This is a genomic window from Coraliomargarita parva, from assembly GCF_027257905.1.
GTDB lineage: Bacteria > Verrucomicrobiota > Verrucomicrobiia > Opitutales > Coraliomargaritaceae > Coraliomargarita_A > Coraliomargarita_A parva.
Genome location: NZ_JAPZEI010000004.1, coordinates 163426 through 178831, shown reverse-complemented (window position 1 = coordinate 178831; position 15406 = coordinate 163426). Strand labels below are relative to the sequence as shown.

The 15406-nt window shown below is 51.9% G+C and carries 9 protein-coding genes; all 9 read left to right on the top strand.

Translation table 11 applies throughout. The annotated features are described in order from the left end of the window. Positions 1-13: 13 nt before the first annotated feature. The 9 genes from O2597_RS07200 to O2597_RS07160 all read left to right on the top strand — a co-directional run bounded on the left by O2597_RS07200 (position 14) and on the right by O2597_RS07160 (position 15404). A complete protein-coding gene (locus O2597_RS07200; protein ID WP_269523633.1) occupies positions 14-2128 on the top strand; it encodes a hypothetical protein in 2115 nt (704 codons plus the stop codon). A 35-nt stretch (positions 2129-2163) separates the two neighbouring features. Then, entirely contained in the window at positions 2164-4461 is a 2298-nt protein-coding gene (locus tag O2597_RS07195; protein WP_269523632.1) for a sodium:solute symporter family protein, read from the top strand. A gap of 59 nt (positions 4462-4520) precedes the next feature. Continuing rightward, positions 4521-5801, top strand: a complete 1281-nt coding sequence (locus O2597_RS07190) for an alpha-L-fucosidase (protein WP_269523631.1) — start codon at positions 4521-4523, stop codon at positions 5799-5801. A 73-nt stretch (positions 5802-5874) separates the two neighbouring features. Then, positions 5875-7155 carry an alpha-L-fucosidase gene (locus O2597_RS07185; protein WP_269523630.1) on the top strand — a complete coding sequence of 427 codons (1281 nt, stop codon included), beginning with the start codon at positions 5875-5877 and terminating at the stop codon, positions 7153-7155. Between the two features lie 14 nt (positions 7156-7169). Further along, the gene (locus O2597_RS07180; RefSeq protein WP_269523628.1) at positions 7170-9131 is read left to right on the top strand and encodes a DUF5696 domain-containing protein; all 1962 of its coding nucleotides are present in this window, start codon (positions 7170-7172) and stop codon (positions 9129-9131) included. A gap of 27 nt (positions 9132-9158) precedes the next feature. Further along, positions 9159-10079: a hypothetical protein gene (locus tag O2597_RS07175; protein WP_269523626.1), complete on the top strand. Its 921-nt coding sequence runs from the start codon at positions 9159-9161 to the stop codon at positions 10077-10079. A 289-nt stretch (positions 10080-10368) separates the two neighbouring features. Beyond that, complete coding sequence (locus tag O2597_RS07170) at positions 10369-12330, top strand: sialate O-acetylesterase (protein ID WP_269523624.1); 1962 nt, start codon at positions 10369-10371, stop codon at positions 12328-12330. 66 nt (positions 12331-12396) lie between these two features. Beyond that, complete coding sequence (locus O2597_RS07165) at positions 12397-15099, top strand: family 78 glycoside hydrolase catalytic domain (protein ID WP_269523622.1); 2703 nt, start codon at positions 12397-12399, stop codon at positions 15097-15099. 26 nt (positions 15100-15125) lie between these two features. Then, positions 15126-15404, top strand: coding sequence for a hypothetical protein (locus tag O2597_RS07160; protein WP_269523620.1), 279 nt, complete (start codon positions 15126-15128; stop codon positions 15402-15404). Positions 15405-15406: the final 2 nt, after the last annotated feature.

Genomic DNA, 15406 nt, shown 5'->3' with positions numbered 1-15406 from the left:
GCGTTTATCAATCATGCAATTTGAATACATACCCCATCCCTTTGTCTGGACGACTGCGTCAGATCGGAAGGATGTTCTGGCGAACGTGAACGAGCCGATTTGGCATCGCTTTCTGGAAGAAGCAGAAGCACACTTTGTCGCCCAGGGAGAGCTGTCCCAGGCACAGTTTCCAGTTTTTTGTCATGATGGTGATCTGGATGAAGTGATGGCCGTTTGCGTATTGGCGACGGTGCGTAATGATCCAAAGCTTTGGCACTGGATCGGTGACTGGTTGCGTGGTGCGCTGACTTATTATCGCAAGATGCTTCCGCAATGGCAGGAAAACCGCTATCGCATCATGAGGGGCGAACAGCCCGAGGGATACTCGGACAATCCACGCCAGTTCTTCGAGGGGTTCACCCGGGGCGTGGCTTACTGGGTTGAAGCGGGACTGTCCTCGGTGCTGATGCATCTGCTTGATCAGCTGGAGGCCTATGCCCCAGAGGAACTCCTGGTGGAGGAAAAGCGTGGTTTGCTCGAAGCGCTTGGTGACTACGCGAATCGTTATGCCTTCCACGAAGAGCGTCTCAAATACAACAATCGAGGCATGTGGGCGAATGCGGCGATCCTCCTTGCGTCGATTGCGCGCGAGGATGAGCGTTCTGGCCGCTTGTTGCGTTTTCAGGCGGAACGTCGTAATGCGGAATTCCGCTCGACCTTCCTCGATGATGGTTTTCATGTCGAGGGGGCGCCCGACTATCACCTGATGGCGGCAGACGGCTTGCTGGCATATTTGCTGACGGCTTCCCATTTAACTCCCAAGCAGGATCTGTTCGCCGGGCATAAAGGAGAGGGAGCTTTTGAAACCTATCCGTCTTATGTCGATATTATACGTGCTTACTTGCACACGGTGATACCGGGGCCGGTGCTGATGAACCACCCGCGCGGGTGTTCGATTTCTGCACCGGTCACCGTTCGTCCCGCATTGGTCCAGGCATGGCACCTGTCAGGTGATCCCGAATTGGGCTGGCTTTTGCGGACACGAATGGGCGAGGTGCTCAGCAACCCGGATGCCACGCCACTCAAGGTGACCAACGCTGCTTTGCTGGGGCTGGGGCATTACCAGCCCCTGCTCAACTTCTGGCTCTATCGACCCGTGGACAAGGTGCATGCGCCGCAGGCCACCTACCACAATATGTCGGGTTACGGCACGGTTTTCAGCCGCAGCAGCTGGGAATCAGACGCGAGTTGCATGACCGCGCGCTACGGCTATGAAGGCACGGGGAAGGGACATCGAGACCACGGCCATGTGACGGTGGATGTCGGAGGCGTCAGGCTGCTTAAGGATCCGTTCCCGCGCTATGGTCCCGAGGGGCTGGATACCGCAATGTTCCACAATACCGTGATGCTCGACGAAAAAGAGCCCATGCCAGTGGTAGGCGTGCTTCAAGACGAGTTTCACTCGGAAAACATTGATGCCTTCATGCTCGCCAATCAGGGCGGGCAGGAACCGGATCGACTATTTCTGGGTGACCCCGCCGAGGAAACTCATTACTGGTTCAATAACGAGCCAGTGGAGCCCGACTTTGCCTTTCAGCGGGCGGTGATTCATTGGCATGGTCATGGACTGGTTTTGGTGGACAAAGTGACAAGCGCGCACGCGCGTTGTATCGATTGGTTTTTTCATTCCGATGTGCCGTGGGCGGACTTTGACGCATCGGCGACAGGGCATCGCACTTCCTACCAGCCTTGGCGGCGTCTTCGGGTTTTACCGGCGAAACCCGTCGAGATGGCTTTTCGCGGAGAATCAATCGAACAGTCATCCAATCAATGGGCGACATTGCATTTTGCGGATGAGCAGGCAAAAGGTGCCCAGTTCCAAGGCCTGTCACTCAATGCGCCCATGCGCTTTGATTTTGGCCATTGCACTCATCCGAACGATACTACTGGCCAAAATGAAGAAGATTACTACCTGAGGGGGCGTTGTGAGAGTGCATCTGCACAGGCCCTCTGGGTTCTCTCGTGGGGATCTGCCCCCTTGGTCGTAGAGGCTAAACCCGAAGGTGAAGTGTTAAGTGTAAAGCTTTGCTCGGGTAACCTAAGTTCTGTTGTTAATATTGATTTTAAATCTGGTAAGGTCGGAAATTAAAGGCCGGAACCGAATCATTATAGAGGATCTGTTTCATGCATTGGATAGACTGGTTAATTGTTATAATACCAACGGTATTCATTTTATTGCTATCGCGACACTCACGTAAATACGTACATGGGGTCGTCGATTATCTGGCTGCGGGACGTGTCGCCGGACGTTACGTGATTTCAGTTGGCGATCTGACCTCTGCTCTAGGTGTTGTGACATTAGTTGCGACGGCGGAAATGCAGTATCAGACAGGGTATGGGGTTGGCTTCTGGAATATGTTGATGATGCCGCTTGGGATATTTATGGGGCTGACCGGTTATTGTACGTATCGTTATCGTGAAACCAAGGCACTTTCGCTTGGTCAGTTTCTGGAACTGCGCTACAGCCGGCGTTTCCGCGTGATCGCAGCGATAATTCGCACAACTGCAGAGATGCTTAGCAATGCGGTGGGGCCGGCGATTGCGGCGAATTTCTTCATCTATTACCTCGGGATCCCGCATGAGATAATGATTTTTGGAATACCGTTCCCTTGTTATGGATTGGTCGTTACTCTCGTATTGATGCTGGCCATAATCGTTATCTGGCCGGGAGGACGTGTCTCATTATTGCTAACTGATTGCTTCCAGGGGCTTATCTGTTATCCGGTTTTCGTCGTTATCGTCGGATACTTGATTATGAACTTGTCCTGGGGTGGGGAGGTTTCTCCCACGCTAATGGATCGCGTTGATGGGCAAAGCTTCATGAATCCTATGGATATATCTGGCTTACGCGACTTTAATCTTTTTGCCTTAGTAGTGCATCTTTGCAGTTCAATTTTGAACCGTGCCAGTTGGATCGGCAATGACACGTCGGGCTCGGGGCGCACACCTCACGAACAGAAGATGGCTGGACTTCTGGGAGCTTGGAGAGCGGGTTTGTCCAGTTTCATGATGTTGGCTATTGCAGTGTTAGTCATTACGGTCATGACCCACCGTAATTATGCGGAGCAGGCCCAAGACATCCGCACTCAACTTTCCGAGCAAGTTGCCGGGAAGGTTGTGGGTGACGAGGCAACGCGAGAAGAGTTTAATCGGCGTATCGCGGCAATTCCACCTCAGTATCATGAGATTGGTGTCGATGCGCCTCTTTCACAAAAGGAAAATCTCGACACGATTTATTTCGAGACTGCACATGAGGTTCTGGGCGATACTCCAGAAGGTAATCGAGAGCTTCAGGAATACCGAACGCTTTATTATCAAATGATGATGCCGGTAACCCTGCGAGAGGTGTTTCCGATTGGGCTGACGGGCGTGTTTTGCCTTCTGATGCTCATGCTGATGCTTTCGACAGACGATTCGCGTATTTTTAATTCCTCTGCGACTTTTGTGCAGGACATTGTTCTTCCCAATCTAAAGAATCCGTTGACTCCGAAAAAGCATTTGCTGCTGCTGCGAGTCTCTGCGGTTTGCGTAGCAATCATTTTCTGGGTGTTTTCAATGCTGTTTGTGAACCTGGATTTTCTGAGCATGTTTCTAACGATCGTTTCAGCCTTGTGGTTGGGGGGGGCTGGACCGATTATGGTCTTTGGTCTTTACAGCCGTTTTGGGACGACGGCGGGTGCTTACGCAGCCTTGGTCTTTGGCAGCGGGTTCTCGTTATTCGCGCTTTTGCTTCAACGAAATTGGGCTGCAGTGGTTTATCCTTTCTTAGAGCATCATGACTTGGTTACGCCTTTGGCGAATACTCTTACTTTTATTTCAAAACCCTTCAATCCCTACATTATTTGGGAGATGAATTCGGTGAAGTGCCCAATCAATTCCTATGAGTTCTCTTTCATTGCGATGCTGATGGGCGTGGGGGCTTACGTGATTGTTTCTCGATTGACCTGTCGCAAGCCCTACAATCTGGACCGTCTGCTGCACCGTGGCGAATACAGCATTGATGGTGAAAAACACATCCAGGTTTCTTGGGCTCCTAAAAATATCATCAAAAAGCTAGTCGGCATCACCCCCGACTACACGACCGGAGACAAGGTCATTGCCTGGTCGGTGTTCGGATACGGGATAGTCTTCAAGTTTTTCCTCTGTTTTGTCTGTGTCATTGTTTGGAACGCGATCAGCCCTTGGCCGGATAAGTGGTGGAGTATCTACTTCTTCGTTGTCTACATTTTCGTGGCCATGATCTATGGAATTGTTTCTACGGTTTGGTTTCTTATCGGGGGGATCATCGATACATTCCGCCTCTTCCGTGACCTTAAGGCCCGTATTGATAACCCATTGGACGATGGTCGCGTTGTAGGTCATGTCTCTCTTATGGATAGGCAGCAGTTCGAGGAAAAGACCCACAAGCCTCAGGACGATTAATGCCGCATAACATAACCAAACCTATTGAACCAACCTTTTAATCTAAACTCCATATTGTAATGAAATTCGATGAAAATTTAGCGCGTTTCCAGCACGATCGCTTTGGGATGTTTATCCACTGGGGCGTCTATGCGATGCATGGCACCAATGAATGGTGCCAGTACCGCTCAAAGATTTCCCAAGAGGATTATCAGTTTATGATCGATCATTTCGAGCCCGATATGTTCGACCCGAAGCATTGGGCTCAGACCGCCAAGCGCGTCGGTATGAAGTATGTGATCTTCACGACAAAGCATCACGACGGCTTCTGTATGTGGGACACTCAGTTTACCGATTACAAAATTACGAACTCGCCTGCAAAACGCGATGTCCTACGCGAAATCGTCGACGCCTTCCGTGAAGAAGGCATCGCGGTCGGGCTGTATTACTCAATCTCGGACTGGTATCATCCGGACTTCATTATCGATGGCTCGCACAGCCTGCATCATCTTCCTCAGGAAGAAATTGATCGCCTGAACGAGGGACGCGACATGAGCCGCTACGCTCAATACATGCGCGACCAAGTGCGTGAGCTGTTAACCGAGTTTGGTGAGATAGTTGAGTTCTGGTTTGATGTCAGTGGCAAGATCGATCCGGTCGCTTGCGAGTCACAGGCCATGTATGACATGATCCGCGAGTTGCAGCCGCACATTATTCTCAATAACCGCCTGGCGCTACCTGGCTGTGAAGATATTCTCACGCCCGAAAACTATTTGCGTGACGAGGACTGCGTCGATGCAGACGGCAATAGTGTGCCTTGGGAAGGCTGTCACACGTTGAGCGCCTCTTGGTGCTACAACCGCGACGAAAAATCTTATGCTAAAACGCCGTTGCGCATCCTCGAAACGATCATCACGCAGACCAGCCTCAATGGCAACAGCCTGATCAATATCGGGCCGACTGCTCGCGGCTACATTTCTCCACTAGAGATGAAGAGTCTGGACTTTGTCGCGCACTGGATGAAATACAACGCGCGCTCTATTTATGGTTGCGGTTCGGCACCAAAAGACTTTCCGCCACCACCGAAGGATTGTCGCTACACCTACAACAAGAAGCTGAATCGTCTCTACGTGCACATCTTGCATTGGCCGAGGGGAGCTTTATCTCTGCGCGGTCTGACTGGGCGCGTAAAATACGCGCAGTTACTCTCAGATGGCAGTGCTTTTCAGATCGAAAAAGTCGGTAATTTCACCAACGAAAATCTGAATCCGCGCTTTCACAAAGATGCCGCTGCTTTGCGTCTAATGAATCAACCAGAAGACACGCCCATCCCGGTGATAGAAGTCTTCTTAAAGGACTGATCTGTAGTAGGCCTTGGCTGTCTGCTGAATGATTGTTTTCAACCGGACCTTTAAATCTAAATTTTGTATTGCCATGAAATTCGATGAAAACTTAGCGCGTTTTCAGCGTGATCGCTTTGGGATGTTTATCCACTGGGGCGTCTATGCCATGCATGGCACCCATGAGTGGTGCCAGTATTACTCAAAGATTCCTCAAGAGGATTATCAGTTCATGGTCGATCACTTTGACCCGGACCTGTTCGAGCCGAAACACTGGGCTCAGACTGCCAAGCGCGTCGGTATGAAGTATGTGATCTTCACGACAAAGCATCACGACGGTTTCTGCATGTGGGACACGCAGTTTACCGATTACAAAATCACGAACACGCCTGCGAAACGCGATGTCCTACGCGAAATAGTGGACGCCTTCCGTGAAGAAGGAATCGCGGTTGGGCTGTATTACTCAATCTCGGACTGGTATCATCCGGACTTCATTATCGATGGCTCGCACAGCCTGCATCATCTGCCTCAGGAAGAAATTGATCGCCTGAACGAGGGACGCGACATGAGCCGCTACGCTCAATATATGCGCGATCAGGTGCGTGAGCTGTTAACCGAGTTTGGTGAGATAGTTGAGTTCTGGTTTGATGTCAGTGGCAAGATCGATCCGGTCGCCTGTGAGTCACAGGCCATGTATGACATGATCCGCGAGCTACAGCCGCATGTTATTCTCAACAACCGTCTGGCGCTACCCGGTTGCGAAAATATCCTCACCCCGGAAAGCTATTTGCGGGAGGAAGACTGTTTCGACGCAGAGGGTAACAGTGTGCCTTGGGAAGGCTGTCACACGTTGAGCGCCTCTTGGTGCTACAATCGCGACGAAAAATCTTATGCTAAAACGCCGTTGCGTATCCTCGAAACGATCATCACGCAGACCAGCCTCAATGGTAATAGCTTGATCAATATCGGACCGACTGCTCGCGGCTATATTTCTCCGCTGGAGATGAAGAGTCTGGATTATGTCGCGCACTGGATGAAATACAACGCGCGCTCTATCTATGGCTGCGGCGCCGCTCCCAAGGACTTACCGCCACCACCGAAGGATTGTCGCTATACCTACAACAAGAAACTGAATCGTCTCTACGTGCACATCCTGCATTGGCCGAGGGGAGCATTGTCTCTGCGCGGCCTGGCCGGGCGCGTCAAATACGCGCAGTTACTCTCAGATGGCAGTGCTTTTCAGATCGTAAAAACCGGTAATTTCACCAACGAAAATCTGAATCCGCGCTTTCACAAAGACGCCGCTGCTTTGCGTCTAATGAATCAACCGGAAGACACTTCTATTCCGGTCATCGAAGTTTTTTTAAAGGACTGAACTAGGAAATTATTATGTTAGTCGTAAAAAATATTAAAGATACCATGCTCTGTGAACTCGACGGGCAAGCGCTTTATCAAGCTCCATTGCCCGCTGTTGTCGCTTGTTGGAACTCAGAGGGAATAGAGATAGTCAGCGAAGTAACGAGGGAGAACGGTTGGGTGCTCGACTTTGCTTCGACAGAAGATGGAGCAACCTGCAATGCCGCTCATCCGGTGATGGGGTTGAAATTTCAGCTCAAGCTGACCTGCTATGATGGGGACTCCATTGATGCGATTGTCGAAAAGGATGTATTTGCTGAAGAAGGGGAATACAAATTTAAATCAATCAGATTGTTGCCCGGATTCGTCTCTGGATACGAAGGAGACGGCAGTCAGTTAGTGTTGCCGTGTGGAACCGGGGGTATCTGTAAGAATGAAAAGAAGACTTCTGCGGAATATAAACTGCCAGTCTCTTACCCTTACTCTGCTCCGCATTGTAGCATGCCGTTGTTCGGCGCATTGAATGGAAACGGAGCAGCGATTGCGGCGATTGTGGACGGAGGGCAGTTTGATTTTTACCTGTCGATACGCACCTGCTGGGGAGATCGTAAGCAGTATTCAGTCGATCCTGTTTTTGAGCTACGCGACTTCCGGGATGAAAGAATACTGCCGGAAGATATCCTGGTGCATTTTAAAGTTCTGGAAGGCGAAGACGCTTCTTATGCCGGGATTGGAAAGGCCTACCGCAATTACAATATCAGCGAGCGGAAATTGCCGACCTTGAATGAAAAAATGAAGGATAACCCTGTTTTACAGTATTCTTCAAAAGCCATTTATATCCGTTGCCGCCTTGGGCATAAACCTGTGCCGCCGACCATTCTCGAGCAGACGCCGGAAACGGAACCGGAGGTCAAGGTTTATATGACATTTGATGACGCCTTGGCACTGGTTGAGGAATGTGCTGCGCAGGGGGTTGGTAACACTGAGTTCTGCATGGTCGGATGGAATTACGGAGGCCATGACGGTGCTTGGCCCACGGTTTTCCCGGTTGAGGAGAAATTCGGTGGTGAGGAAGGCTACCGAAAGCTGATAAGCCGGGCGCGAGAGTTGGGCTACCCGATGTCGGGACATGATAATTATTGGAGTGCTTGCACGCTTTCAAATCAATATGATGCCGCTGACATGGCAAAGGATCACGATGGCAGTATTACCTTGTCTGGACGCGCGGGTGGGGGGCAATACTATCAGTTTTGCGCAAAGCAATGTTGCGAAAAATATGTTACGCCCAGATTGGAGAAAATACGGGAGCTAGGAGTGAATGGGGTCTATTATTCCGATGTCATTTCCGTTGCCCAGTTGACAAAGTGCTACGATTCCGTGCATCCGATGACTCGACGCGAGAATGCGGAATGGTTTAAAAAAATATTCAAAAAGCAGAGGGAGTTTTTTGGGGCTGCAAGTTCAGAGGGGGCAAGAGACTGGGCGTTGCCGGAGCTCGACCGGGCTTACTCGATCGCGGGAAATGTCTCAACGGCTCTGCCGTATATTGATGAAGATATCCCGCTCTACCCGATCGTTTACCACGGTTTCCTGATTTATAACGCTTTCCGGTCGGCCGTAAATATAGATTCGGGTGACGATACTTACCTGACTGCCATTGCTTATGGATCAATGCCGACCTTTTATTATCACCATATTTTTAATCCGGATTATTATACCGGGGCTGATGGTTGGACCAATGATGGAGATCTTGTTTTTGGCGGAAAAGAGAAGCTGAAAAAGGATGTTCGGGTGATCAAACAGGTCTCGGAAGATGCTGGCCGAATTTCAGCGCTTCAAACGGAATTTATCGATGACTTTAAACGTCTGAATTCGGAGGTTACCGAAACGACTTATTCCAACGGCTTCAGGGTTTTGGTTAATCACTCAATGGAATCCTATGTGAGTGATGAAGGCATAGTCGTTGCGCCAAAAGGATTTGTTGTAGTGGGCTAATTGTTTTTATATTAAAACTAATATAGTATGTTTACTGGAACGGTGCTTTGTATTGTCACTGGCCTGATGTGGTCGATGATCGCATGCGTAAGAAGGTATGTGGCCAAAAATGGTGTTCCCCTCTTTAAATTCTACTGCATCAGTAATGGCATGGCCTCCATCGTATGCTGGCTTGTCTATCTTCTATACAATCCCAATGTTTCATTTGATTGGGAGCAAGTGCTGCCTTTAGTTGTACTGCTTGTTGCTGCGGGATTTATTAATTCTGTTTCTGAGGCATTCAATGTGAATTGCTTCAAATATGGTCATAACGGGATTTCGGTTGCTGCATCAAACAGTTCCATTGCGATTCCGTTTCTCTATTCAATCGTTTTCATGAACGAACATGTTATCTGGCAGCGCTGGTTGGGGTTTCTACTGCTGCTGTTGTCGCTTGGTATGATGGTGGTTCAGGAATACAGATCAAATCATGGGCAATCGGGTATTTCTGCACGTGATAAAGTAATCTGGGTGAGTTTACTCATGGGCAGAATTTTGTTCACCGGTACGTTTCTCACTTTGATTATTATATCGTCGAAATATCAAGATGTGGAAGCGATGAAAAATTTGAGAATTCCTCTGGTGATGACTGCTTGCGCACTCGGCAATGGGTTCTTTTCTCAATTCAAGTTTATCCCTGGAAATGGAGAAATAAATATAGGAAAAGTGATTAAGGTGAGTTTGATATGGGTGTCTCTGGCTGTTGGATCCTATTATTTCCAGTTCCTGAGCGTCGACAGGATGGCGTCTCTCGGTTCTGCGGCAATTGTCTTTCCTCTTATGGTCTGCGCATATCTTTCAAGCTTTTCATTATACAGCCATTTGAAGCTGAAAGAGCCTTATAATGTCTTTTCTCTTTCGAGTCTGCTTATGTGCATATGTGGAATCTTTTTACTTAGCAGTGAATAATGTTTTTCGTTTTGAAAATGTGAAAGGCTAATCGTATTCTATTATGTGCTGGATTGAATGGACTCTTGTGATTGTGCCTTTGTCGGCTGTCGTGTGTTACTCGCTCAAGTATGTTCGCTGGGTTGCCGGTCGTCAGTCGGATGGACGGGTGGCCGGGCGCTATGTGATGGCCGTAAGTGGGATGCAGTCAGCGCAGGCGCACCGTCCGCTTGCATCGATTTCCAATTCTCTGAATGCACTAAACACTGTGTTTAAAGATTCCATTCTAAAAATACTAATAATCATAGTTATGGGCAGCATTTTTGTACGAACTGGTGATACCGCAGAATCCCTTAACCTTGAGTCACTCGTCGATACGACTGTTCGTTTCCATCCTGCCTTCACGGATCACATGGTACTTCAGCGTGATGTGCCCGTTCGCGTCAGCGGTCAAAGCATGCCGCATTCTGCAGTCAGCGTTACGCTGGGCGAGATCCGAGTGCAGGGCGAGTCCGATGAAACCGGCCACTGGCAGCTCATGCTGCCCCCGCTGGCTGCCTCCGCCGAACACTGTGAACTGACTCTGGAAAGCGCCGGGCAGAGGGTTGCCCTTCACGATGTGCTCGTGGGCGAAGTTTGGTTCTGCTCCGGACAGTCGAACATGGAATTCGAGCTGCGGCGTGTGCATGGAGCGGAAAACGTTCTGCCCTTGGCCGATAATCCGCAGCTGCGTTTGCTCAATGTGACGAAAAACGCTTCCGAACAAATGTTGGACGAACTCCATGGGCAAGCGTGGGTTCTTTGCACGCCGGAAACGGCGAGTGACTTTTCGGCGGTTGCCTACTATTTCGGCCGAGAGTTGCAGGAGCGCCTTGATGTGCCCGTGGGTGTAATTCACGCCTCTTGGGGGGGCACGCGTATTGAGTCTTGGATGAGCCGGGAGAGTCTTGAAGCCAATTCCTGCGTCAAAGAACAAATGGTGGCCTACGACAAGCTCCTGGCAGACTCGCACGCCAACCGCATTATGGGTGTGTGCCAGCGGCCACCTCAGCTTGAAGGCGATCCGCTCAACAGCCCTGGCCGCCAATTGGGCTGGGGTGCCCCCGAGTTTTCCGTCGAAGACTGGCCGCAGATGGAACTGCCCACGCAGTGGCAGAACAAAGGTTACCAGCAAAGCGGCGTGTTCTGGTTCCGCCGGGACGTGGAAATCCCCGCCGACTGGGTGGGGCACGACCTGCAACTTTCTTTGGGAGCGATCGACAAATCTGATGTGACCCACTGGAACGGGACACCGGTGGGCTCTACTCCGATAAGTATGACCTCCTATCGGGAACCACGGTTCTACACCATTCCCGCCTCGCAGGTGCGTGCCGGACGTAACACTATCGCAGTCCGTGTGCGCAGTGAGTTCTTTGACGGCGGCATGACCGGTCCTGCTGAGGCAATAACAGTCTCATGTCCAGGTATCGCCGACGCTTCTCCCTTGCCCCTAGCCGGATTGTGGCGCTTCCAGGTGGAAAACGATTACGGCTATCGCAGTCCGTATGCTCCCACGGAACTCTTCAACGGCATGATCGCGCCCTACCTCGACTATACCATCCGCGGTGTTGCCTGGTATCAGGGCGAAAGCAACAAGAGCGACCCTCTTGAATACGAGGTTCTGCTCAAGGCTTTCATTGCAGATTTGCGTGAGCGCTGGGGGTGCGGCGCACTCCCCGTTCTCATCGTTCAGCTCGTGCATGGAACCCCTCCCAGTTTGTATGAGCCCAACAGTGGCTTCGCTGCGATTCGCGAGGTTCAACAGTCAGTCGCGGAAAACATGAGTAGCGTTCAACTGATCTCGGCGATGGACATCGTCGAATACTCTGACGCATACCATCCCAGTATCAAAGAGCCAGTCGGCAAACGTCTGGCCATAGGAGCGATGTCGCTTGTCAACGGCTTACCGGAAAACCCGGAAGGCCCCGCCATGAAGGCCATATATCGCGTGTCTTCGAGCCTTCGCGTTGTTTTTGACAACAAAGGCTCTTCCTTGAAAACCAATGACGGTGCGGCCACCGCTAAAGGCTTTGTCCTCGCGGGCCCCGACGGCGTCTTTCATCCAGCCGAAGGAAAAATCGAGGGCAACAGCGTTCTGGTCAACTGCCCCGAAGTCCCCGAGCCAAGAGCCCTCTTCTATGCCTGGGCCGACAATCCTATCTGTAACCTATATAATGAAGCCGGTTATCCTGCCTCTCCCTTCCGCTGGATATCTGCTGCCGCTTCTTTCTGAGAAAAACACGATTATACTATGCAAAGTTACGTTACACAAATCCGGCTTTCTAGTTTATTTTTTGCGATGACAGTCGCAAGCCTTGGATGGCAGGCAAACGCTGCGGAAGTCAAACTTGAGCCCGCAGCGAAAGTAGCCGTTCGAGATGAAGCCCCGAACATCGCAGAAAAGATGCAAGTGATCAATTTACGGACACAATACGAACGCAATCCGCTTTGTGTCGACGAGGCGAAGCCGCAGTTGAGTTGGGAGTTGTTGTCTCCGGTCCGTGGGGCTCGGGAGAGTGCCTATCAGGTGCTGGTTGCGTCGAGTCGGGAGTTGCTGGATCGTGATGAGGGTGACTGCTGGGACAGCGGCAAGGTCTCTGGGGATGCAAGCCGTGTGCGCTATGGAGGGCATCCGGTGATTGCGCCGAAGGTGGCTTATTGGAAAGTCCGTGTCTGGAACAAACTAGGCGAGGCCTCCGGTTGGAGCGAAATGGCGTCCTGGGGTGGGGGCATGCCGGAATCGGCTTGGCGGAATGCCCAATGGATTTCAGGCGAAGGCAGATGGGATCGTGAGGAGGCGCCTTCACCCTGGTTTCGCAAAACTTTCGAACTGCCCTTCACGGCTACCCGGGCGATGGCCTATGTCGCCGTGGCTGGCTACGAGGAACTCTATGTCAATGGACGGAAGGTCGGAAGCGATGTCCTGAGCCCTGCGGTATCCGATGACCGCAAACGCGTGTTCTATGTGGTTTACGACATCACCTCATTCTTGCAGGAGGGACAGAATGCGGTGGGTATTTGGGCGGGCCGGGGCTGGTTTATCAGTCCGCTGAGCCCGAGGGTCCGTTTCTTTGCCCGGATCGAATCCGCTCAAGGAGAGGTCATGGAACTGACTAGTGACGAGGGCTGGAAAACCACCGCGAGCCCTTATACCTCGGTTGGGACATACGGATTTGGGCGCTTTGGCGGGGAACGCTACGATGCTCGCTTGGAGCAGCCGGACTGGGCTCTGCCAGATTTCGACGACAGCTCATGGGGAACGCCGCAGAAAGTTGCTGCCCCTTCGGGGGCCTTGGAAGTGCAGCCGTGCCCGCTGAACCGGATCGGCAAAACCATTGAGGCAGTGAGTTGCGAACCGGGCGAAGAGGGTGCCTACAAGATCGATTTCGGGACCAACTTGTCCGGGTGGTTGCGGCTCGAGATTCCGGCGCTGCCGGAAGGTAACCAAGTTGAGTTCGTATGTTCCGATGGTAAGGGCAAATACAATCAGAAGGACACTTACATTTCCTCGGGGCAGCCTGGGGTCTTTCAAAACAAGTTCAGCTACCACGGCTTCCGTTATGTGACCGTCAAGGGCTTGCCGCGGGAGCCGCGCTTGAATGAGGCCCAGGCCTTCCTGGTTGAGAGTGACCTGGAGGAGGCCGGTAGCTTCGCGTGTTCCAACGAACTGCTCAACCGTATCCACGACCTTCACGCATGGACCTACCGCTGTCTGGACTTGGGGGGCTATACGGTTGATTGTCCCCATCGTGAGCGTCTGGGATACGGGGCGGATGGGCAGGCAATCATCGAAACGGGCGTTCATAACTTCTGGGTGCCAGCCTTTTACCGCAAATGGCTGGACGACTGGATTCTGTCGCAAAACCCGGAAACCGGAGCGGTTCCCAATACGGTGCCTTCGAAATGGGGCGGCGGTGGGCCAGCTTGGGGTGCAATGCTCAACATAATGACGTGGCGGCTTTATCAGTATTACGGCGACCTGCAGGTTCTGGAGCGCAGCCAAGAGGCTATGCGGAAATATCTCGAGTTTCTGGAGTCTCACAGTCCGGACAACCTCATGCAGCCTTACGGCAAACAGAAATGGGACTTTCTGGGCGACTGGGTGGCCCCCGAACGGGGGATGGAAAACAATGGTGCCAATTGGCCATCGATTGAAGCAATCTGCTTTTTCAACGACTGCTACCGTATCTACCTCTGGCAAATTCAGGAAAAGACAGCGACGCTTCTGGGCGACGAGGAGGAAGCCGTGCATTGCCGGGAGCGGATCGCAGCCATCCGTTCCAGCGCACATGAAGCCTATTTCAACGAAGAAGGGTCCTACTACGCGCTCGACGAGCAGCCATACTTAGTGATGCCTCTGATGACCGGGGTTCCCCCCGAGTCAGCACGCGCACAGGTTGAGGACCGCTTGATCGAGCGTATCCGCATCCATGCCCAGAACCATGTCGAAACCGGCATTCTCGGAACGTGGTTCCTTATTGAATATCTGCAGGAAAACGGCCGGGACGATATCCTGTTCGACATCGCCACTCAGGAAACGTATCCGGGTTGGGGTTATATGCTGGCGCAGGGAGCGACCACCATGTGGGAGCAGTGGAATGGCTACGGGACGCAGATCCACGCCTGCTTCGTTTCCCTCGACCGGTGGTTTTATCAGGGAATCGCGGGCATTCGCCCCGAGGAGCCCGGTTACCGCAAAATTCTCATCAAGCCGGCCGTCGTGGGGGATCTGACCTGGGCCAAGGCCCGCGTCCATTCGGTTTATGGTTGGATTGAGAGTTCCTGGAAGCGCGACGGCAAGCACCTGAGCCTGGATGTGACTATCCCGGCCAATACCACGGCCCGCGTGCTGGTTCCCGGGCTTCCCGGTAGCATTCGCGAGGGGGATGTCGCAGCGAAAAGTGCCGAGGGCGTGCGCTATCTGGAAGAGGTCCCGGGCGGCGTCGCCTACGAAGTTGCTTCAGGATGCTATCACTTCACCTCCATTTTGGACGAGCGTTAGGATTTGAAAATATGACTGTTATGATTATGCGAAAACACTTTTCCGTCCCGTTGTTAGCGCGTTTCTTCGCAAGCGCCTTGATGCTGTTAACTGGCAGTCTCCTTTGTGGTGGTGATTTGAAGCTGCCTGCGATCTTCGGGACGCAGAAGGTCTTGCAGCAGGACGAGGCATTGCCGGTGTGGGCTGGGCCGATCAGCGCCGAGGGCGTCGCAAAGCCCATCGCCGGGCCTACAACCCCGAAGCACCTCTCTACAATAGAGTGGGCCTGCCCATGGTCCCTTTTCGAACCGATGTTCCCTGAGTAATT

Bases quoted from the DNA above. Each gene is read 5' to 3' on its own strand.
- O2597_RS07185 (WP_269523630.1), top strand. From the start codon at position 5,875: ATGAAATTCGATGAAAACTTAGCGCGTTTTCAGCGTGATCGCTTTGGG.
- O2597_RS07190 (WP_269523631.1), top strand. From the start codon at position 4,521: ATGAAATTCGATGAAAATTTAGCGCGTTTCCAGCACGATCGCTTTGGG.
- O2597_RS07160 (WP_269523620.1), top strand. From the start codon at position 15,126: ATGCGAAAACACTTTTCCGTCCCGTTGTTAGCGCGTTTCTTCGCAAGC.
- O2597_RS07170 (WP_269523624.1), top strand. From the start codon at position 10,369: ATGGGCAGCATTTTTGTACGAACTGGTGATACCGCAGAATCCCTTAAC.
- O2597_RS07195 (WP_269523632.1), top strand. From the start codon at position 2,164: ATGCATTGGATAGACTGGTTAATTGTTATAATACCAACGGTATTCATT.
- O2597_RS07180 (WP_269523628.1), top strand. From the start codon at position 7,170: ATGTTAGTCGTAAAAAATATTAAAGATACCATGCTCTGTGAACTCGAC.
- O2597_RS07165 (WP_269523622.1), top strand. From the start codon at position 12,397: ATGACAGTCGCAAGCCTTGGATGGCAGGCAAACGCTGCGGAAGTCAAA.
- O2597_RS07175 (WP_269523626.1), top strand. From the start codon at position 9,159: ATGTTTACTGGAACGGTGCTTTGTATTGTCACTGGCCTGATGTGGTCG.
- O2597_RS07200 (WP_269523633.1), top strand. From the start codon at position 14: ATGCAATTTGAATACATACCCCATCCCTTTGTCTGGACGACTGCGTCA.